The following is a 19,034-nucleotide window of genomic DNA, read 5'->3' as shown; positions in this document are numbered from 1 at the left end:
GGGCCGAAGGCGGCTTTGTCGCCTTCGGTCCTGTCTTCTCTCCCATACTGATCGGCGATCGGAGGGAGGGGGACACCGTGCTGGAGGCTTTGGGGCTCACAGCCGGTGAGGAGACCGCCTACCGCCGCCTGATCGACGGCCCCGGCACCGCCGCCGAGCTCGCCGCCGCCCTGGAGCGGCCGGTTACCGCCGTGGCGGAGGACCTGGCCGCCCTGGTCGGGCGCGGCCTGGTCTCGCGCCTGCCCGGCGTCCCCGCCCGCCACGTCGCCGCGCCGCCCGCCGTCGCGCTCGGCGGCCTGCTCACCGCGCGCCGCGAGGAGCTGCGCACCGCCGAGCTCGCCCTGGTCGCGCTCGCCGAACAGCACCGCATGGCCGCCGCCGACCGCGCCGTGGGCGACCTCATCGAGGTCGTGACGGGCGTGGAAGCGGTACGGCAGCGCTTCCTGCAGATCCAGTGGGCCGCGGCCGAGCAGGTGCGCTCGTTCTCCACGGCGCCGTTCGTGGCCGTGCCGCCGGACGACAACACGGCCGAGGACCAGGGCGTCGACCGCGGCGTGGAGTATCTGGTGCTGGTCGAGCGCGAGGTGCTGGCCACGCCCGGCGTGGCGACCGGGACCATCGCCTCCATCCGCCGGGGCGTCCAGGTCAGGGTGGCCGACAAGCTGCCGATCAAGCTGATGATGGCCGACAGCGAGCTGGCGCTGGTGCCGCTGACCACCGAGCCGGGCGGCGAGCCGGCCGCTGTGCTGCTGCACCGCAGCGGCCTGCTCACGGCGGTCGAGGCGCTGTTCGAGTCGATCTGGCTGCGCGCCTACCCGCTGCGCGTGGACGCCGGAGAGCTGACCGAGGAGCGCGAGGCCGTGATCGGCGAGCTCGACAGGAACATCCTCGGGCTGCTGCTCGCCGGGCTGACCGACGAGGCCGTGGCAGGCCAGCTCGACCTGTCGCTGCGCACCCTCCAGCGCCGGGTGCGGGCCCTGATGGACCTGGCCGGCGCCCGCACCCGGGTGCAGCTCGGCTGGCACGCGGCCCGCAACGGCTGGGCCTGAGCACGGGCGATAAGATCCCGACGCGGGATCTCACTGCCATCAGGAGGCTTCATGTCCGACGTCACGTTCAAAGGAAACCCGATCACCGTGGGCGGCTCCTTCCCCCGGCCCGGGGACGCGGTGCCCGGCTTCAGCCTGGTCGGCGCCGACCTCGGTGATCGCACGCTGGCCGAGTACGGCGACGCGGTGAAGGTGCTCAACATCTTCCCGAGCGTCGACACCGGCGTGTGCGCCGCCTCCGTGCGCCGCTTCAACGAGATCGCCGCCGAGCACCCCGGCGTGACCGTGCTCTGCGTCTCGGCCGACCTGCCGTTCGCGCAGAAGCGGTTCTGCGGCGCCGAGGGGCTCGACAACGTCACCATGCTGTCGCTCATGCGCGGTCGCGGGTTCCTCCAGGACTACGGGATCGCCCAGGAGAGCGGCCCGCTGGCCGGCCTGGCCGCGCGCGCGGTGATCGTGCTCGACGGCGCCAACAACGTGCTCCACTCCGAGCTCGTCCCGGAGATCACCCAGGAGCCCGACTACGACGCCGCGCTCGCCGCGCTCAAGTAGGACCTGAACTCCCCGGCCAGCTCCAGCAGGTGCGGGGCGTTCTCGGCGGTGTGCTGGAGGTCCAGGACGCACTCGTGGACCCCGGCCGCCGCCGCCTCGTTCAGGTAGTCCGCGATCTGCGGCACAGGGCCGCTCCTGGGCGGCGAGCCCCCGGCGGTGACGACCGGGTTGGCGCGCAGGACCATCCGCAGCGCCCCCGGGTCGCGGCCGGCCTCCTCGGCGGCCCGCAGCACCGTGTCCCACATCGAGGTCAGCATCCGGATCGGCAGCGACGCGGTCAGCCAGCCGTCGGCCCGGCGGCCGACGCGCCGCAGCGCCTCGGGGGCGAACCCGCCCAGCAGCACCGGCGGGCGGCCGACCGGCTTGGGCCGGATGCGGCTGGGCGCCACCGTCCACAGCTCGCCGTCGTAGGCGACCGGGTCGGTGTGCCAGATGGCCTCCAGCGCGTCGAGCGTGGCCTCGTACCTGGCGGCCCTCGACTTCCACGGCACGCCGACGGCGGCGTACTCGTCCGACGACCAGCCGAGCCCCAGCCCCACGTCCAGGCGGCCGCCGCTGAGCTGGTCGATCGTCGTCAGAGAGCGGGCCAGCAGCGGGGGAGCGTACCAGCAGGCGTTGAGCGCGCTGGTGCCGAGCCGGATCCGCGAGGTCAGCGACGCGGCCACCGACAGCACCGCGAACGGGTCCAGGAACACGCCGTGCGCCTCCGGGATCGAGCCGTCGCCGCCGGGATAGCGGTCCTTCGGCTCCAGCGGCGTCAGCAGCCGGTCGCCCACCCACAGGGAGGCGAACCCCATCGCCTCGGCCTCCCGCGCCACCAGGCCAAGGCTCTCCAGCGAGGCGAACCTGCCGTACTGGGGCGCGGCCAGGCCGATCCGCATCGGGTCAGTCCCTCCTGCCCACGCCGCACAGGATGAGCGACGAGGCCGGGTCGTCGGTGAAGTCGATCGTGTCGGTCTGGCCGGGACGCCACTCGGGCAGCCAGACCAGCCCCGGGTCCACCAGGTCGAACCCGTCGAACAGGGCGGCGATGCCCGCCCGGTCGCGCAGCACCAGCGGCGAGGTGGCGTTCCGGTAGACCTCGGTGCCCTTGCGGACGGCGTCGCGCCGGGCGTCGCTGGTGCCGTGCGACAGGACCAGGTAGCTGCCCGGGGCCATGGCCTCGCGCAGCGTCCGCAGGATGCCCGCCGGGTCGTCGGCCTCGGCGATGAAGTGCATGACGGCGACCAGCAGGACCCCGACGGGCTGTCTGAAGTCGATGGTCTCCAGCACCTGCGGGTCGTCGAGGATCTGCCGGGGCTTGCGCAGGTCGCCCTCGACGGCGATCGTGCCGGAGCCGGAGGCGAGCATGGCCCGCGCGTGCACCATGACGACCGGGTCCCGGTCCACGTACACGACGCGGTTGCCGGGGGAGACGGCGCCGGCCACCTCGTGCACCGCGCCCTGTGAGGGCAGCCCGGTGCCGATGTCGAGGAACTGGCGGATCCCCTCGCCCGCGAGGAAGCGCACGGCCCTGCCGAGGAAGGCGCGGTTGGCGCGGGCGGCGGCCCGCACCTCGGGCGCCACCTTGAGGATGCGCTCGGCCGCCTCGCGGTCGGCCGGGAAGTGGTCCTTGCCGCCCAGGTAGTAGTCGTACAGGCGGGCGACGTTGGGCTTGGACGGGTCGAAGCCCCGAGGTTCCTGCTGGTGATCCCCCAGATTCACAGTTCAAGATTGTATGGATATGTGTCCCGCTGTGGGGGGATTTAAGGTGTTCTTATGAGCGATTCCGTCGACGACACCGGAACGCGCGTCGCCGTGCCCCGGGTCGTGGGCCGGATCGTGTCGCTGGTGCCGTCGCTGACGGAGTCGGTCGCCGCGACCGTCCCGGGCGCGCTGGTGGGCGCCACCGACTGGTGCTCGCACCCGCCCGGCCTGGACGTGACCAGGGTCAAGGGCACCAAGAACCCCGACCTCGCCGCGATCACCGCGCTGCGCCCCGACGTGGTCCTGGCCAACGCCGAGGAGAACCGGGCCCCCGACATCGCGGCGATGCGCGCGGCCGGGCTGGCGGTGTGGGTCACCAGGATCGAGACCGTGGACCAGGCGTTCACCTCGCTGGCCCGGATGTTCGAGCTGGCCTGCCGGGTGGCCCCGCCCGGCTGGCTCACCCGGGCCGGGGAAGCCTGGCGGGAGCCGTACCGGGGGCCGCGCAGGACCGCGATCGTGCCCGTGTGGCGGCGGCCGTGGATGGTGGCCGGCCGCGACACCTTCACCGGCGACGTGCTCGCCCGGCTCGGCGTGGACAACCTGTACGCCGGCCACCCGGAGCGCTACCCGAAGATCCCGCTCGCGGAGCTCGTCGAGGCCCGCCCCGACCTGGTGGTGCTGCCCGACGAGCCATACGCCTTCAGCGCCGGCGACGGCCCCGAGGCGTTCCCCGGCCTGCCGTGCGCGCTGGTCAGCGGGCGGCTGCTCACCTGGTACGGGCCGTCCCTGGTCACGGCGAGAGCGGAGCTAGCCGGTCAGATCGGGGCGCGCCCGCCCGCGTGAGGAGGCCAGCGCCGCGTCGACCGCCTCCGGCGACAGCACGTGCTCCATGACGATCACCGCCGTGCCCACGATGCCCGCCCGGTCGCCCAGCGAGCTCGTGACGATCTCCAGGTTGCGCGTCGTGTACGGCAGGCTGCGGCGGTAGACGCTCTCCCGGATGCCCGTCAGGTAGTGCTCGCCGGTCTCGGCCATGTCACCGGCCAGCACCAGGACGCCCGGGTTGAGCAGGCTGACGGCGGTAGCCAGCACGATGCCCAGCGTGCGCCCGGCCTCCTGGGTGCGCGCGATGGCCACCGGGTCGCCCGCCTGCACCAGCCGCACCACGTCGCGGCTGGTCTCCATGCCCAGGTCGGTGGCCAGGGCGTGGCCGCTGGACAGCGAGGCCACGCAGCCGCGCGAGCCGCACGTGCACACCCGGTCGTCGGCCTCGTGCAGCCGGACGTGGCCGATGTTGCCCGCGGCCTCCTCCACGCCCCGGTAGATGCCGCCGTTCAGCACGATGCCGGTGCCGATCCCGGTCGACACCTTGACCAGGACGAGCGCGTCGCTGTGCCGCCAGGACGTCCACCACTCGCCCAGCGCCATCGCGTTGGCGTCGTTCTCCACCAGGATCGGCACGTCGAAGTCGGCCCCGACGGCCGGGCCGATCGGGTGGTCGTCCCAGCCGGGCATGAGGAACGATCTGATCGCCCGGCCGGAGGTGTGGTCGACCGAGCCCGGCAGGTCCACGCCGATCCCGCACACCTGGGCGGCGGGGCGGCCGGTGCGGTCCAGCAGCCGCCGGAACGCCTGCCGTACCCAGGACAGCACCGCCTCGGGGCCCCGCTCGATGCGCATCTCGGTGTGCTCCTCGGCCAGCGGCCGGGCGGCGAGGTCGGTCAGCGCCACCCGGGCGTGGCTGGCCCCGAGGTCGGCCACCAGCACCAGGCGGCTGGTGGCGTCGATGTCGAGCACCGAGGGAGGCCGGCCGCCCCCGGAGCTCGCGACGCCGGACTCGTGGATGTAGCCCGCCTCGATGAGCCGGTCCACCCGGTCGGTGATCGTCGACCGGGACAGACCGGTGAACTCGATCAGCTGCTTGCGGGTGCGGCAGGAGCCGTCGCGGATGAGCTGGAGGACCTGCCCCGCCGTCAGCATGGTCTATCCCTTCTCCGCTCCTGCCGTGAGGCCCTCCGTCAGCAACCGTTCGCCGGCGAAGAAGACGATCACGATGGGCAGCGTCAGCACCACGGATCCTGCCATGAGCACCGTGGTGGGAATCTCGATGCTGCCCGCGAGCTGCGAGAGCCCCAGCGAGACCGTCCAGCTCTCCCGCCTCTCCACCAGGAAGAGAAGGGCGAACAGGAACTCGTTCCAGGCGATCATGAACGCGTAGAGCCCGGTCGCCATGAGCGCCGGTTTGGACAGCGGCAGCACCACCCGCCAGATGGTCGACAGGCGCGTGCAGCCGTCGATCGCGGCCGCCTCCTCGACGCTCTGCGGCACGGTCTCGAAGTAGTTGCGGAGCATGTATACCGTGACTGGCACCGTTTGCGCGATATAGACGAGGATCAGGCCCACCAGCGACCCCCGCAGCCCGAGCATGGTGAACAGCACGAACAGCGGGATGGCCAGCACGATCGCCGGGAACAGGTAGACGGCCAGGAACAGGAAGTGCACCTGCCGCCGCCCGAAGAAACGCAGTCGCGCCACCGCGTAGGCGCCGGGGATCGAGATCAGCAGCGTGACCGCCACCGAGGCGACCGCCACGATCGCGCTGTTACGCATGAAGATCAGGAAACCCTGCCGGTCCAGCACGTTCACGTACGTGTCGAGGGTGAACGCCTTCGGCCACAGCGAGCCCGGCTCCAGGATCAGCTCCTGGATGTCGCGGAACGACAGCATCACCATGTAGTAGAACGGGAACGCGGTGATCACGAAGAGGAACAGGATCACCAGCGGCTTGAGCACCTTGAGCAGCGCCCGCTCGAACCTATCCCTGCTCACGTTCGCCACCCCCGAAGAAGCGCAGGTACAGCACCAGGAACACGACCAGCGCGACCGCCAGCACGATCGCCTGCGCGGCCGAGGCGCCGATGTCGTCGCGCGCGGTCAGGAAGTTGTAGACCCGCACGCTGACCACCTCGGTACCCGCTCCGCCGCCGGTCAGCAGGTAGACGTCGTCGAACTTGGTGAAGGTGAAGACGAATCGCAGCACCGACAGCAGCGCGATGATCCGCCACAGCTGCGGCAGGATCACGTACCGGAAGCGCTGCGTCGGCGTGGCCCCGTCGACCACCGCCGCCTCGTCCAGCTCGGCCGGCAGCGCCTGGATCCTGGCGAGGATGAACAGGAACGCGAACGGGAAGTAGCGCCACGCCTCGAACGCGATCACCGTCAGCAGCGCCACCGGCACCTCCATGCCCAGGAACGTGCCCCTGGCCTGGGTGAGGAAGGCGATCGGCTCGTCCAGCCAGGAGTTCACGATGCCGTACTGCGGGTTGAGCATCGTCTCCCAGAGGAACGCGACGGCCACCACCGGAGCCACGTACGGGATCAGGATCGAGGCCCTGACCAGCGTCCGCAGCCGGAACCTGTCGCGCAGCGCCAGCGCCGTGACCAGCCCGATGACGATCGACAGGGCGGTGCCCGCGACCGTGTAGACGAGCGTGTTGACCAGCGCGGACCAGAACCCCGGCTCGGCCATCACGTACGCGAAGTTCTCCAGCGTGTAGTTGCCGAAGAGCCCCGCCTGGCGGATGTTGATCAGCCGGACGTCCTGGAAGGCCAGCATGATCGCCCACAGGAGCGGCAGGACCACCACGACCAGCGTGATGATCAGGGTCGGCGAGATCAGCGCCAGCCCGGCCCGCCCCTCCTGCTCGCGCAGCGTGCGTGCGCGGCTCATTCGCGGATCCCGCGCTTGATGGTCTCGACCTCGGTCCTGGCCTGCGTCGCGGCGGCCTGCGGGGTGAGCGAGCCGTCGACCACGCCGGCCAGCGCCTTGGGCACCGGCAGCTCGCCCATCGTGGCGCCGACCAGCTTGCCCTGGCCCTGCGGGATGCCCCACCGGCCGAACGTGTCGGGGCTGGTGCGCAGCGCCTCCAGGACCTCGGCCGGGTAGACGTCGGCCAGCGGCTTCTTGGTGTCGACCCCGGCGGGCAGCGCCTTCCAGGTGTCGGCGAACCCCTTGCGGGTGGGGAACTTGCCCTCCGGCGCCATCCCGATCCACCGCTCGTAGCCCTCGTTCATCATGTACGTGACGAACTTCGACGCCGGGTCCGTGGCGGAGTCACGCATGACGGCCCAGGAGACGATCTCCCCGAACTGGGCCGGGGCGCTGCCGTCGGGGCCCTTCAGCGCGGTGACCACGCCGGTGTTCCTGGCCAGCCATTCCGGGTCGTCGCGGCACTCCGGGCAGCTCGGCAACGCGTCCTTGCGCAGCCCGGCCAGCTCGTCCAGGATGAACGACGACCAGATCATCATGGCCGCCTTGCCGGAGAAGTAGGTGGCCCGGGTCGAGTCGACGTCCTGCATGCCCTTGACCGAATGGTTCCTGGCGAGCTCGCCGTAGAACTCGAAGGCGCGCACGCACGGCGGCGAGTCGAGCGTCACGTTGCCGGCGTCGTCCACCAGCCCGCACCCGTTGGCCAGGGCGACGTGCTCGAAGCTCTGCGCGGTGAAGGAGTCCTTGGGCGCGATGGCCAGCGTGATGCCGGCGACGCCGCCGGTGTTGAGCTCGGCGGCGGCCGCCCGCAACGCCTCGTAGGTGTCGGGCGGTCGCAGCCCGGCCTTCTCGAACAGGTCCTTGCGGTAGAGGATGAGCTGCGCCCAGCCGTCGCTGGGCACGGCCAGCAGCTTGCCGCCGGAGGAGTCGAGCTCCAGCGCGCGGGCCGAGAACGTGTCGCGGCCGAGCTGGTCGACGATCCTGCCGGCCGCCTCGGTGTCGAGCAGGTCGTTGGACTCCAGCTCGCGGACGGAGGCCAGGGGCAGGGCGCCGATGACGTCGGGGAGCTCGCCCGCCGCCGCCGCCGAGGTGACCACCTGGCTGAACTGGTCCTCGGCCACGCCGACCAGCTTGACCTTGATCCCCGTCTTCCGGGTGAACTCGTCGATGATCTTCTGTTGCACGGCCATCCGGTCCTCGAGGTTCTCCTCGGTCCAGACGGTGATCTCGTTGGCGGCCTGCTCGCCGTCGTCGCCGCAGGCCGTCAGGCAGGTCGCTGCCAGCAGCGCGGCGGAGAGGACGGCGGTTACCTTGTGCGGCATGACGCGCTCCTCGAATCGGGATAAGGCACCTGTACCCCTGAGGCAAAGGGCCGGTCTGATCTCGGCGAAGATTTTTCCGCCCCGGATCACGCCTGATATCCCTGCTGGACCAGGGGGTGTGTAATGCCGGTAAGGTCGCTTTCCTGAAGCCGGGCGACCAGAAACCCCAAGGTAATACGGAGCTCTCGGCGGAAGTCGTAGACTTACGAGTGTTCCAAGCGCAACTATGGTGTGCAAACAAGCACTAAATCTCTTACTTTTGTTTGATCAAAAAGCGTAAGTGTGGGGCATGCGCGTCATCACCTTCCAAGAGCCAGGTCACGTTTCCGTAAGCCTGGAGCAGCCCGCCGAGCTCGTCCCGGGCAGTGTGCGGGTTCGTACGATGTACTCGGGCGTCTCCGCGGGCACCGAGCTCACCGCCTATCGCGGGACCAATCCATACCTCAACCACAAGTGGGACACCGAGCAGCGTCTCTTCCTCGATGGCCAGACCCACGCCTATCCGCTGACCGGCTGGGGCTACCAGGAGGTCGGCGAAGTGGTGGAGGCGGCGCCCGACGTCGCCGACCCGCCCGTCGGCAGCCTCGTGTGGGGCATCTGGGGTCATCGGGCCGAGGCCGTGCTGCCCGCCCACAAGCTGGTCGGGCATGTGATGCCGCCGGGCGCGGCTCCGCTGAGCGGCGTCTTCGCCCGCGTCGGCGCCATCGCGCTCAACGCCGTGCACGCCGCCGACATCCACCTCGGCGACCAGGTGGCGATCTTCGGCCAGGGCGTCATCGGCCTGCTCGCCACCCGCCTGGCCGTGCTGAGCGGCGCCCGCGTGGTCGCCGCCGACGCCATCCCGGCCCGGCTGGAGCTCGCCAGGCGCTACGGCGCGGCCGAGACCGTCGACGTGCAGGCCGGCTCCGTCGCCGAGCTCATGCGCAAGCGCGTCGAGGGCGCCGACACCGCGATCGAGCTGAGCGGCAGCCACCAGGGCCTGCACGAGGCCATCCGCACCGTCCGCAGGGGCGGCCGGGTCGTGGCCGCCGGCTTCTACCAGGGCGACGGCATCGGCCTGCGGCTCGGCGAGGAGTTCCACCACAACCAGGTGCAGCTCGTCTCCTCGCAGATCGGCGGCGTGGCCTCGTGGCTCGCGCACCGGTGGGACGTCGAGCGGCTGCAGCGCACGTTCATGGAGACCGTTCACCGGGGCGACGTCGAGGTCGACGACCTCATCAGCCACGTCGTGCCGGTCGACGACGCCGCCGGCGCCTTCGACCTGATCGACAAGCACCAGTCCGAGGTGCTGCAGCTCGTCTTCACCTTCGAGGAGTCACAGTGAAGCTCGCCGCCCAGGAGCAGCTCCTGCCGGGCCGGTCCCTGCAGGAGAAGTTCGCCTTCGCCCTCGACGCCGGGTTCGACGCGATCGAGCTGCGCGGCAAGGGCGACTTCCACTTCGCCGGCCGCCTGACCGAGCTCAAGCGGGCGCTGGCCGACGGCGTCGTCATGCCGACCGTGTGCGTCGACATGCCGCACTTCATCGGCGACTTCGACCCGGCCAAGCGCACGGACGCGATCCAGCAGCTCCGGTCGCAGCTCACGGTCATCGGCGAGCTGGGCGGCATCGGCGTCATGACCCCCGCCTCGTGGGGGCAGTTCTCGCGCAGGCTGCCGCCGTTCGAGCCGCCGCGCAGCCCCGACCAGGACCGCGAGGTGCTCACCGAGGCCCTGGCCGTGCTCGGCGAGCACGCCCAGCGCAACGGCGTGCTGATCATGCTGGAGCCGCTCAACCGGTACGAGAACCACATGGTCAACACGCTGGCCGAGGCCGTGTCCTACTGCGCCATGGACTCGATCAGGATCGTCGGCGACACGTACCACATGAACATCGAGGAGGACGACCCCTGCCGCTCGCTGGCCGAGGCCGCCCCCTACCTGGCGCACATGCAGATCAGCGAGTCCAACCGCAACCAGCCGGGCACCGGGCACCTCGACTGGGGCGCGCAGCTGGCCACCCTCGACGCCGTCGGCTACGACGGCTACCTCGCCCTCGAATGCCGCCTGCGCGGCGAACCCGAGGTCGTCCTGCCCGAGACGGCCGCCTTCATCAGGAAATTCCTATGATCCTCCGCGACGCGGTACGTGTCCTGGTCGACAACTGGGACGGCAGCTACACGGTCCCCTCCCGCCGGCTCTACCCCCACCAGTGGAGCTGGGACTCCGCCTTCGTGGCCATCGGCAACGCCCGCTGGTCGCCCCGGCGGGCCCGGTCGGAGCTGCTGTCCCTGTTCGGCGCGCAGTGGCGTGACGGCAGGGTGCCGCACATCGTGTTCAACCCCAAGGTGCCCGAGGGCGCCTACTTCCCCGGGCCGGAGTTCTGGCAGGCGCGTTCGCCCTCCGGCTCGGCCACGTCCGGCATCGTGCAGCCGCCCGTGCACGCGCTGGCCGCCTGGAAGGTGCATCAGGCCGACCCCGACCCGGCCTTCCTGCGCCGGATCTACCCCCGGCTGGTCGCGCAGCAGGAGTTCCTGCGCACCGCCCGGCGCTCGCCCGAAGGGCTGATCTCGATCGTGCACCCCTGGGAGTCGGGCATGGACAACAGCCCGGCCTGGGACCGGCCGCTCAGCGCCGTGCCCACCGGGGCCACCGGCTTCGTCCGCCGCGACCTGGGCCACGTCGCCGCCGCCGAGCGGCCCACCGACCGCGACTACGAGCGCTACACCGCGCTCGCCCGCGCCTACCGCGACTCCGGCTACCGCGCCCCGGGCGCCTTCCACGTCGAGGACCCGCTGTTCAACGCCGCCTACGGGGTGGCCGAGCTGGCGCTGGCCGAGATCGCCGCCGTGTGCGGGCACGACCCGGAGCCGCACCGCGCCGAGGCCGCCGCGATCACCGCCGCCATGATCGAGCACCTCTACGACGACGGCCTCTTCCAGCCGCGTGACGTGCGTACCGGCTGCCTGATCCGCTCCGCCAGCGCCGCCGGGCTGACGCCGCTCCTGCTGCCCGGCCTGCCCCGCGAGATCGCCAACGCGCTGATCGGCACCGGGCTGGACCGGTTCGCGCTGAAGGACGGCGTGCTGCCCAGCTTCTCGCCGACCGCGCCCGAGTTCGACGCCGCCCGTTACTGGCGCGGGCCGAGCTGGCTCAACGTCACCTGGCTGGTGTGGCAGGGGCTGCGCGACCGGCGCGCCGACCTGGCCGCCGCGCTCGCCGACGGCATGATCACGGCCGCGTCGCGGTCCGGGTTCCGCGAGTACTTCGACCCGTTCACGTTCGAAGGCCACGGGTCGCGCGACTTCAGCTGGTCAGCGGCCCTCGTCCTCGACGTGGTCGCAGAGCACGGCCTGCACGGCATGCCGCCGGCGGCCCGCGAGGTCAGCCAGCAGCTGGGGGGCCTCGGCAAAGCCGACGACGTCGGTGATCACGTGCCGGCGTAGCAGGTCGCCGCGCCGCCTCAGCAGGTCCACGGTCTCGTGGGACAGCCGCTCCCTGTCCCACGCGTGCGCCAGCCCGCGCGGCACCCGCCCGATCTGGGCGCAGCGCAGCGACAGCCCGTTGTGGTGGAACTCCTCACCGAGCCGCACCTCGTCCGCGCCGTGCGTGTAGAAGGCCAGGTCGATCGCGGTGCCCTGGGGCCGCAGCAGCTTGAGCGCCAGGGCCAGCGCCCTGGCCTGGCCGCGGCACTGGAAGACCACGTCCGCGCCCCGGTCGTTCGGCCCGTGCCGCCAGCGGCGCTTCAGCTCGACAGCCGGGTCGTCGGCGACGGCCAGCACGTCCGCGCCGAGCGCCTCGGCGACCGCCAGCCGGGCCGGCGTCTCGTCCACGACGACGACCTCCGCCGCGCCGTACGCGAGCGCGAACGAGGCCGTCAGCAGGCCGACCACGCCGGCGCCCATCACCACGACGCGCCGGCCGCGCACGCCGTCGCCGAGCTGGTGGACGTTCTGTCCGTAGAGGTCGGCGGCGGCGTGCAGCAGGCCGTTGGCGCAGATGGGACCCATGTGGGCGACATAGACGCCGAGCATCGGGTCGAGGTCGCCGGGCAGCTCGACGAACCGGTCCTGCATCGGGTCGGCGACGTAACCGGTGCGGTGCCCGTACGCCATCGCGACCAGCGCGCCCTCCTCGACAGCCCGGGTGCGGGTCTCGACCACCATGCCGACCTGCATGTAGCCGATGCCGCGCACCGGGTAGGCCACCGAGGGCGCGCCCTGCTGGAACAGGCCGAGCGCCGGGTCCCAGGTGGAGCTCAGGTACGGGTTGTCGCCCTTGACGTAGGTGAGCTCGGTGCCGGCCGAGACGCCGCTGTGGGTGGTCTCCACCCGGAAGCCGCCGTCGGGCACCTCGCCGAGCTTGTCCTCGGCCAGCGTCACCTCGCCGGGGCCCTCGATGCTCAGCACCCAGCCGTTCCCGTTGTCAGTCATCGATCATCACCGGCTCCCGTTCCCGCGCCGACCGCGCCAGGGCGAGCGCCAGCCGGTGGGTCTTCAGTGCCTCCCGGTACGGCGCCCGCACGTCGGCGTCCTTACCCTGTACGGCGTCGATGAACGCGCGGTCCACCAGCTCCTTGGCCCGGCCGCCGTCCTGGACCAGTTCCTGGCCGTCGACGGTCAGCCTGGTCTCGCTCAGCTCCAGCGTGATGCCCTCGGCGCACACCTCCAGGCCCACCCGGTGCTTGCCGCGCAGCAGGCACGTGGTGGCCAGCAGACCCGCCGCGCCGCCGGAGAACCGCATCACCGCCGCCGTGGCCCGGTCGACCTCGCCGTCCATCGCGCCGTCGACGGGCACCGCGTGCACCATCGACACCTCGCCCACCAGCAGCCTCGCCAGATCCAGGACGTGGACGGCCTGTTCGACGGTCTGGCCGCCGGACATGGCGGAGTTCAGCCACCAGCCGACCGGGGGCACCTTGTCCATCCAGTGGCCCAGGGCGAGGCGGACGGGGCGGTCGCCGAGCAGCTGCCGTGCGCGGTCCAGGATGTCCAGATAGCGCCAGTGATGGCCGACGGCCGAGGGCAGGCCACGGCGGTCGATCTCGTCGGCGATCTTTTCTGCGGTCGCAAGGTCCAGCGAAAGTGGCTTCTCCACAAAAATGGGGATATCGCACGACAAGATGTCGTGCTCCGGGTTACCGTGCGCGAAAGGAGGCACACAGACATAGACAGCGTCGAGTTCGCCGGCCTCCAGCAGGTCGGCGTGGCCGCCGTAAGCGGGGGAGCCATGCTGCGATGCCAGTGCTTCGGCTCGATCGGGATCGGTGTCGGCGATTCCGGCGATCTTCACATCGGGGAATCCGGACAGCACTTCCGCATGTCGAGCGGCAACATTACCGGCACCGACGATGCCGACTCGGGTCGTGGGGAACATAACCCGGCATATCCCACGTATTGAAGAAAACAAACAGACATGTTCGAAGACTCGTAGAGCGGGCAGCTGTCGCCGACCGTGACTCCAAAGATCGGGGCTGACTGTATGGAGACAGATCTGCGAGCCTTGGCAAGGGTCGAGGAATGGTACGGACCGCATTCGAGCACCGCGGCCGACTGGCCCGTAGACGCCCTACTCCTCGCCAAGGGGACGACCACGGTGAGCGTCGTGCTCCCGGCGCGCGACGAGGAATCCACCGTGGGTGACATCGTCACCGAGATCCGGCGTGACCTGGTCGAGCGGTCGCCGCTCGTGGACGAGATCCTCGTCGTCGACTCCCACTCCACCGACGCCACCGCCGTCCGGGCGGCCGCGGCCGGCGCCCGCGTGGTGGCCCAGGACGCGGTGCTGCCCCACCTGCCCCCGCTGACCGGCAAGGGCGAGGCGCTGTGGAAGGGGCTGGCCGCCTCCACCGGCGACATCGTCGTCTTCGTGGACTCCGACCTGCGCGACTTCGGTTCGCATTTCGTCACCGGCCTGGTCGGGCCGCTGCTCGTGGACCGGAGGACCCAGTTCGTCAAGGCCGCCTACGAACGGCCCTACACCGGTGAGGACGGCGTCGCGCGGCGCGGCGGCGGCGGGCGCGTCACCGAACTGGTCGCCAGGCCCCTGCTCAACATGTTCTGGCCCGAGCTGGCCGGCTTCTGCCAGCCGCTCGGCGGCGAGTACGCGGCCCGCCGCCGGATCCTGGAGCAGGTGCCCTTCGTCACCGAGTACGGGGTCGAGTTCGGCCTGCTGGTCGACCTGCTCCAGACGGCCGGGCTGGACGCCATGGCCCAGGTCGACCTCGGCTGCCGCACCCACAGCCACCAGTCGGTCACCGCGCTGGGCCGCATGGCGGGACAGATCATGGCCACGGCCTGGTCCCGGCTGGAGCGGCAGGGCCGGGTGCTCACCTCCGAACCTCCCTCGCACACGCTGCTGCAGTTCGGACTCGAAGGGCGGGCCGACGTGGTGGATGTGGCCGTGGCCGAGCGGCCTCCACTGGCCTCGCTCGTACTGGAGGAGGATGTGGCATGAACGTCCTGGTGAACGCGGGGCCGTGGCTCGCGGTGCCGCCCCCCGGCTACGGCGGGATCGAGAACGTCGTCGCCACGCTCGTCCCCGCGCTGCGCGAGCGCGGTGTGCGGGTCGTGCTCGCGACGGTGGGCACGAGCACGCTGGAGGCCGACGAGCACATCACCGTCTTCCCCGAAGGCCAGTTCGCCCACCTGCAGAAGCCGTACAACCAGGTCATGGGCCTCGCGCACGCCCACCAGACGCGGCTGGCCGGCGAGCTGCGCCGGCGCGACGACATCGACCTGGTCCACGACCACCTGGAGGTGGTCGGGCCCGCCGTCCTGTCCGCGCTGGGCGGCCCGCCCGTGCTGCACACGCTCCACTGGGACCTGCGCAAGCACCCCGAGTTCTACTCGGCCTTCCCGCCGTCGATCGCGGTCAACGGCGTCTCGCACTCGCAGCTCGCCCGCGCGCCCCAGGCGCTGCGCGAGGCCGCGCTCGGCGCCGTCCACCTGGCCACCCCGCTCGCCGACGAGGACATCCGGGCGGAACGGGGCGAGCACCTGGTGGTCATGGGCCGGGTCTGCGGGCTGAAGGGCCAGCACATCGCGGCCCGGGTGTGCCAGAAGCTCGGGCTGCCACTGGTGCTGGCCGGCCCGGTGAGCGGGCTGAACTCGCCCGCCGAGCTGGACGCGGTCGCCCAGGACCCGGGCCACCCGCTGCACGGCCACCCCGACGTCCGCTACCACCTCGAACGCGTCACCCCCTATCTGGACGGCGACCTCATCCGCTGGATCGGCTCGGTCGGCGGCGCGGAGCGGGACGGGCTCTACGCCTCGGCCCGCGCCTCGCTGTTCCCCATCCAGTGGGACGAGCCGGGCGGCACCGCGATCGTCGAGGCGCTGGCGCTCGGCGTCCCGCCGGTCGGGCTGCGGCGCGGCTGCCTGCCGGAGATCATCGAGCACGGCCGCACCGGCTTCCTCGCCGACACCGAGGAGGAGCTGGCCGAGTGGGTGCTGCGGGTGGACGAGCTGGACCCGGAGGAGTGCCGCCGCGAGGCCCGCCGCCGCTTCTCCCCGGCCGTCATGGCCGAGCGCTACCTGGAGCTGTACGAGCGGGCCCGGCGCGGCCGGGAGAAGTCTTAGGAGAAGCCGCGCGGCAGCACGATGACCGGCCAGGCCGAGGCGCGCAGCAGCTTCATCGACAGCTCGCCGATGAACACCCGGTGCGGCTGGGCGTCCTCGCTGGCCGCGCAGACCAGCAGCTCGCCCGGCAGCCACCCGGCCGCGCCCACCGCGGCGGCCACGTCATGCCCCTCGGCGACCTCCGCCTCGGCCTCGATGCCGGTGCTCTCCCAGGCCAGGCGGACGGCCAGGGCCAGGTCGTCCCTGATGCGCTCGGGATCGTCCGTGCGCAGGTCGAAGGTGATCAGCCGGAGCGGCACGCCGAGCCGCAGCGCGGCCTCCGCCACCCTGCCGACCGCCGCGTCGCACTGCGGCCGGTGCACGTACGCCAGAGTGAGCCGGGAGGGCCGCTCGGGCGGCTCGTAGCCGGCGGGCACCGCCATCACCGCCTCCGGTGACAGGTGCAACAGGTGGGAGGCGGTGCTGCCGAGGGAGATCAGCCCGTGCTGCCCGCCGTCGGCCGATCCGACGACGACCAGGTCGGCCCTGATCCGGCTGGCCAGCACCGCCAGCCCGCGTCCCGCGCCCCGGCTCTCGAACGCCATGAACCCGGCCGGGGTGTCCTCCAGGAGCCCGGCCGCGTGCGCGAGGGCGGCCTGCGACTCGACCGCCAGCCCGGGGCTGCCCGGAGGGTAGATCGCCGCCACCGTGAGCTCACCGCCGGTGATCCGCGTGATCGCGGCGCCGTAGGCGAGAGCGTCACGTCCACCGGCGTCGTCGGTATAGCCGACGATCACGTGCTCTCCGATCACGCATGCCTCCTTACCCGCTCCCACCAGGGAATACGCCGCCTTTTCCGGACGTTCCAAACATACGGAGGCGTAAGGAAGTGAAGATCACTCTCGACACCAGATTCACCGGTTCCCTCGGCCCCGTCACCCTTCGTGACGCCGTCGCCCAGCTCAAGGCGCAGGATCTGGCCTGCAGCGTCGCCCCGGACTCCGTGGAGCGCAAGGTCAGCGTGTTCGCCGACTGCGTGACACGCGGCTTCACGCCCCTGCGCAGCGAGATCATGGCCGCGTGTTACGTCGCCGAGCGCGACGCCACGACCGAGGCCTTCGACCGCGGGCTCATCACCGAGGGCGAGCTCAAGCAGCAGTATCTCGACCTGGATCGCAGGTTCCTCGCCTAGATCGTCCATTCGGCTGAAGCGAAGCCCAAGATCCGTTCCATAATGTCGTGTCCATACCCTGTTTATGGATTGGACATGAGTTGTACCGCGACATCGTCGACTTCGCTCTCTCCACGCCCGCCTGGCTGCACGTGCTCGCCGAGGTCGGCACGGACGCCGGACTGTTCGTCTTCGCCGGGCTGTTCATGCTCTGCTGGTGGCGTTCCCGGCATGCCCCGGCCCGCGACCTGGCCATCTCCATCGCCGGACCGGCCGGCGTGGTCTGCGCGTACGTGGTGAGCGAGGTCGTCAAGACCGTCGTGCGCGAGGACCGGCCGTGCCGGGGCGGGATCGCGACGATCGCCGCGTGCCCGCCGGTGGACGACTGGTCGTTCCCGAGCAACCACTCGGTCATCGCGGCCGGCGCGGCGGGGGCGCTCATCCTGGCATGGCGCTCGCTCGCCTGGGTGGTCGTCCCGCTGGCCGCCGTCATGTCGTTCTCGCGGGTGTTCGTCGGCGTGCACTACCCGCACGACGTGGCCGTGGGGTTCGTGCTCGGCCTGGCGCTCGCGCCGCTGTTCGCGCTGCTGCTGGTGGGCGCCGTCACCCCGGCCGTCCGGCTGGCCCGACTGCGCCTGGCGTCCCGCTAGGCCGACCACTCGTGACGGGTCAGGAATCCCCGCTCGCCCGTCGCGTACTCGTGGAAGGCACGCCGCACCTCCTCCAGGTCGTCCACCATGGTGCGGACCAGCGTGCCCTCCTTGTACTCCAGCTCGAAGCCCGGCGACACCTGGACGAAGTGCCGGCCGAAGGTGACCAGGGCCGTGAACGGGTTCTGCGGCGACATCGTCGCGAGCACGTCGTGCACCAGGCCCAGGTCCGGATCGTGCACGATCAGCCCGTCGCCGGTGTGGAGCTGCATGCCCTCGTAGACGCCCAGCGGCGCGACGTTGTGCACCAGGTCGCGCTGCGGGTCGTAGCACACCAGCCCGTGCGCCCGCGCGGCCGTGAACACCTGCGCGGACATCTCGTCCATGGTGTCCAGGTCCATCGTCACCAGCACGTGGTCCCGGTAGACGGTGACGATCCCGGGCAGCTCCTTGGCGATCTCCGGCAGCTCCCCGCTGACGGGCTCGGTCTTCTTGACCTCCAGGTACGCGGCCCGTGCCCGGTCTCTGGAGATTGGGGTGGCCTCGTCCCAGACCATCAACTCAACGCTCACCCGTCCATCTTGTCGAACTGTCGCCGCACTTGGTGCGGTAGTGGCCGTAAGAACACGAAACCCACGCCCAGACCGCCCATCACCAGCGTGGCGTCCCGACCGTCTTCGACAGGTATTTCCCGCTATTACGTCATTTGCCCCCCACCGGGCTTCTCCGACGCCGGCACCAGCTCCACCGTGCAGTGCATGCACCGCCGCGCCTCGGCCGGGATGTCGCCCACGCACTCGGGGCACTGCTTGGTGGCCGCCGCCTCGTTCCGGTCGAACAGGCTGATCAGCCGCGTCATCGGCATCACGACCAGCCAGTACACGACCGCCGCGATGATCAGGAACGTGATCAGATGGTTGACGAAGTCGCCGTACTTGAACTCGCTCCCGTTGACGGTGAAGGAGTATTCGGCGAAGTCGGGCTGCCGCCCGCCGGTGACGGCCCCGATCAGCGGCGTCACCAGATCCCTGACCAGGGCCTGCACGAGCCCGCTGAACGTGGCCCCGACGATCACGGCGACGGCCAGCTCCACGATGTTTCCGCGTAACAGGAATTTCTTGAAACCACCCATGAGAGGGCTACGTTGCCGAGCAGCTCTCGGTCAAACCCGCACGATTTTCCATGTGGGCAAAAGGGCCTTTTCCGGCATTCTGGAAGGGTGAGCCGCCTCCCGTGCCGCGCCGCGGGAGGCGGCTCACCCTTTTCTCCGGTCTGAGGTGATCGCCCGGAGGGCCGG

At 71.2% G+C, this 19,034-nt stretch carries 20 protein-coding genes and 1 pseudogene; 10 read left to right on the top strand and 11 right to left on the bottom strand.

Annotated features, from left to right (window positions below; genetic code table 11):
* Nucleotides 1-77: 77 nt before the first annotated feature.
* Both ADY59_RS07050 and tpx read left to right on the top strand, forming a co-directional pair.
* The gene (locus ADY59_RS07050) at nucleotides 78-1,049 is read left to right on the top strand and encodes a helix-turn-helix domain-containing protein (protein ID WP_049559173.1); all 972 of its coding nucleotides are present in this window, start codon (nucleotides 78-80) and stop codon (nucleotides 1,047-1,049) included.
* Nucleotides 1,050-1,100: 51 nt separating this feature from the next.
* Nucleotides 1,101-1,601: a thiol peroxidase gene (gene tpx / locus ADY59_RS07045; RefSeq protein WP_049559171.1), complete on the top strand. Its 501-nt coding sequence runs from the start codon at nucleotides 1,101-1,103 to the stop codon at nucleotides 1,599-1,601.
* Here the strand turns inward: tpx and ADY59_RS07040 are convergent.
* Nucleotides 1,571-2,482, bottom strand: a complete 912-nt coding sequence (locus tag ADY59_RS07040; protein WP_049559168.1) for a TIGR03619 family F420-dependent LLM class oxidoreductase — start codon at nucleotides 2,480-2,482, stop codon at nucleotides 1,571-1,573. The genes tpx and ADY59_RS07040 overlap by 31 nt on opposite strands.
* Before the next feature lie 4 nt (nucleotides 2,483-2,486).
* The gene (locus tag ADY59_RS07035; protein WP_231618583.1) at nucleotides 2,487-3,305 is read right to left on the bottom strand and encodes an SAM-dependent methyltransferase; all 819 of its coding nucleotides are present in this window, start codon (nucleotides 3,303-3,305) and stop codon (nucleotides 2,487-2,489) included.
* 54 nt (nucleotides 3,306-3,359) lie between these two features.
* On the opposite strand from ADY59_RS07035, the gene ADY59_RS07030 reads away from it, so the two are divergent.
* Nucleotides 3,360-4,133 carry a helical backbone metal receptor gene (locus tag ADY59_RS07030; protein WP_049559165.1) on the top strand — a complete coding sequence of 258 codons (774 nt, stop codon included), beginning with the start codon at nucleotides 3,360-3,362 and terminating at the stop codon, nucleotides 4,131-4,133.
* Here ADY59_RS07030 and ADY59_RS07025 read toward each other — a convergent pair.
* From ADY59_RS07025 to ADY59_RS07010, 4 genes are read right to left on the bottom strand one after another with little or no spacing between them, the layout of a single operon-like run.
* Nucleotides 4,098-5,270, bottom strand: coding sequence for an ROK family transcriptional regulator (locus ADY59_RS07025; RefSeq protein ID WP_049559164.1), 1,173 nt, complete (start codon nucleotides 5,268-5,270; stop codon nucleotides 4,098-4,100). The two genes, ADY59_RS07030 and ADY59_RS07025, sit on opposite strands and share 36 nt — an antisense overlap.
* Before the next feature lie 3 nt (nucleotides 5,271-5,273).
* Nucleotides 5,274-6,119, bottom strand: coding sequence for a carbohydrate ABC transporter permease (locus ADY59_RS07020; RefSeq protein WP_049559162.1), 846 nt, complete (start codon nucleotides 6,117-6,119; stop codon nucleotides 5,274-5,276).
* Complete coding sequence (locus tag ADY59_RS07015) at nucleotides 6,106-7,020, bottom strand: carbohydrate ABC transporter permease (RefSeq protein ID WP_049559160.1); 915 nt, start codon at nucleotides 7,018-7,020, stop codon at nucleotides 6,106-6,108. Before ADY59_RS07015 ends, ADY59_RS07020 begins: the two co-directional genes overlap by 14 nt.
* The gene (locus ADY59_RS07010) at nucleotides 7,017-8,381 is read right to left on the bottom strand and encodes an ABC transporter substrate-binding protein (RefSeq protein WP_049559158.1); all 1,365 of its coding nucleotides are present in this window, start codon (nucleotides 8,379-8,381) and stop codon (nucleotides 7,017-7,019) included. Before ADY59_RS07010 ends, ADY59_RS07015 begins: the two co-directional genes overlap by 4 nt.
* Nucleotides 8,382-8,670: 289 nt before the next feature.
* Between ADY59_RS07010 and ADY59_RS07005 the strand changes: the two genes are divergently transcribed.
* From ADY59_RS07005 to ADY59_RS53910, 3 genes and pseudogenes are all read left to right on the top strand, one after another.
* Nucleotides 8,671-9,705: a zinc-dependent alcohol dehydrogenase gene (locus tag ADY59_RS07005; protein WP_049559155.1), complete on the top strand. Its 1,035-nt coding sequence runs from the start codon at nucleotides 8,671-8,673 to the stop codon at nucleotides 9,703-9,705.
* Nucleotides 9,702-10,487 (top strand): sugar phosphate isomerase/epimerase family protein, encoded by a 786-nt coding sequence (locus tag ADY59_RS07000; protein ID WP_049559151.1) that lies wholly within the window; start codon nucleotides 9,702-9,704, stop codon nucleotides 10,485-10,487. The genes ADY59_RS07005 and ADY59_RS07000 overlap by 4 nt, the downstream gene beginning before the upstream one ends.
* Nucleotides 10,418-11,662, top strand: a pseudogene (locus ADY59_RS53910) (MGH1-like glycoside hydrolase domain-containing protein); the annotation flags it as partial. The gene ADY59_RS07000 and the pseudogene ADY59_RS53910, both read left to right, overlap by 70 nt.
* 9 nt (nucleotides 11,663-11,671) lie before the next feature.
* Here ADY59_RS53910 and ADY59_RS48465 read toward each other — a convergent pair.
* Both ADY59_RS48465 and ADY59_RS06985 read right to left on the bottom strand, forming a co-directional pair.
* On the bottom strand, nucleotides 11,672-12,790 hold the full coding sequence (locus tag ADY59_RS48465; protein ID WP_049559148.1) for a zinc-binding dehydrogenase: 1,119 nt from the start codon (nucleotides 12,788-12,790) through the stop codon (nucleotides 11,672-11,674).
* Entirely contained in the window at nucleotides 12,783-13,733 is a 951-nt protein-coding gene (locus ADY59_RS06985; protein ID WP_049559145.1) for a Gfo/Idh/MocA family protein, read from the bottom strand. The genes ADY59_RS48465 and ADY59_RS06985 overlap by 8 nt, the downstream gene beginning before the upstream one ends.
* 105 nt (nucleotides 13,734-13,838) lie before the next feature.
* Here ADY59_RS06985 and ADY59_RS06980 point away from each other — a divergent pair, with 105 nt between their 5' ends.
* Nucleotides 13,839-14,813, top strand: coding sequence for a glucosyl-3-phosphoglycerate synthase (locus tag ADY59_RS06980; protein WP_049559143.1), 975 nt, complete (start codon nucleotides 13,839-13,841; stop codon nucleotides 14,811-14,813).
* A complete protein-coding gene (locus tag ADY59_RS06975) occupies nucleotides 14,810-15,937 on the top strand; it encodes a glycosyltransferase (RefSeq protein WP_049559141.1) in 1,128 nt (375 codons plus the stop codon). The genes ADY59_RS06980 and ADY59_RS06975 overlap by 4 nt, the downstream gene beginning before the upstream one ends.
* On the opposite strand, the gene ADY59_RS06970 is transcribed toward ADY59_RS06975, so the two are convergent.
* Nucleotides 15,934-16,728, bottom strand: a complete 795-nt coding sequence (locus ADY59_RS06970) for a universal stress protein (protein ID WP_063780586.1) — start codon at nucleotides 16,726-16,728, stop codon at nucleotides 15,934-15,936. The genes ADY59_RS06975 and ADY59_RS06970 overlap by 4 nt on opposite strands.
* 77 nt (nucleotides 16,729-16,805) lie before the next feature.
* Here ADY59_RS06970 and ADY59_RS06965 point away from each other — a divergent pair, with 77 nt between their 5' ends.
* Nucleotides 16,806-17,108 (top strand): hypothetical protein, encoded by a 303-nt coding sequence (locus ADY59_RS06965; RefSeq protein WP_049559139.1) that lies wholly within the window; start codon nucleotides 16,806-16,808, stop codon nucleotides 17,106-17,108.
* 80 nt (nucleotides 17,109-17,188) lie between these two features.
* Nucleotides 17,189-17,737 carry a phosphatase PAP2 family protein gene (locus ADY59_RS06960; protein WP_082309915.1) on the top strand — a complete coding sequence of 183 codons (549 nt, stop codon included), beginning with the start codon at nucleotides 17,189-17,191 and terminating at the stop codon, nucleotides 17,735-17,737.
* On the opposite strand, the gene ADY59_RS06955 is transcribed toward ADY59_RS06960, so the two are convergent.
* Complete coding sequence (locus tag ADY59_RS06955) at nucleotides 17,734-18,309, bottom strand: hypothetical protein (RefSeq protein ID WP_231618582.1); 576 nt, start codon at nucleotides 18,307-18,309, stop codon at nucleotides 17,734-17,736. The genes ADY59_RS06960 and ADY59_RS06955 overlap by 4 nt on opposite strands.
* Nucleotides 18,310-18,434: 125 nt before the next feature.
* Nucleotides 18,435-18,869 carry a large conductance mechanosensitive channel protein MscL gene (mscL, locus tag ADY59_RS06950; protein ID WP_049559134.1) on the bottom strand — a complete coding sequence of 145 codons (435 nt, stop codon included), beginning with the start codon at nucleotides 18,867-18,869 and terminating at the stop codon, nucleotides 18,435-18,437.
* Nucleotides 18,870-19,034 lie beyond the last annotated feature (165 nt).

This window comes from Nonomuraea sp. SBT364 (assembly GCF_001083785.1).
Lineage (GTDB): Bacteria > Actinomycetota > Actinomycetes > Streptosporangiales > Streptosporangiaceae > Nonomuraea.
Note: the sequence above shows the minus strand (reverse complement) of the source record. Positions and strands in the feature narration are given on the sequence as shown.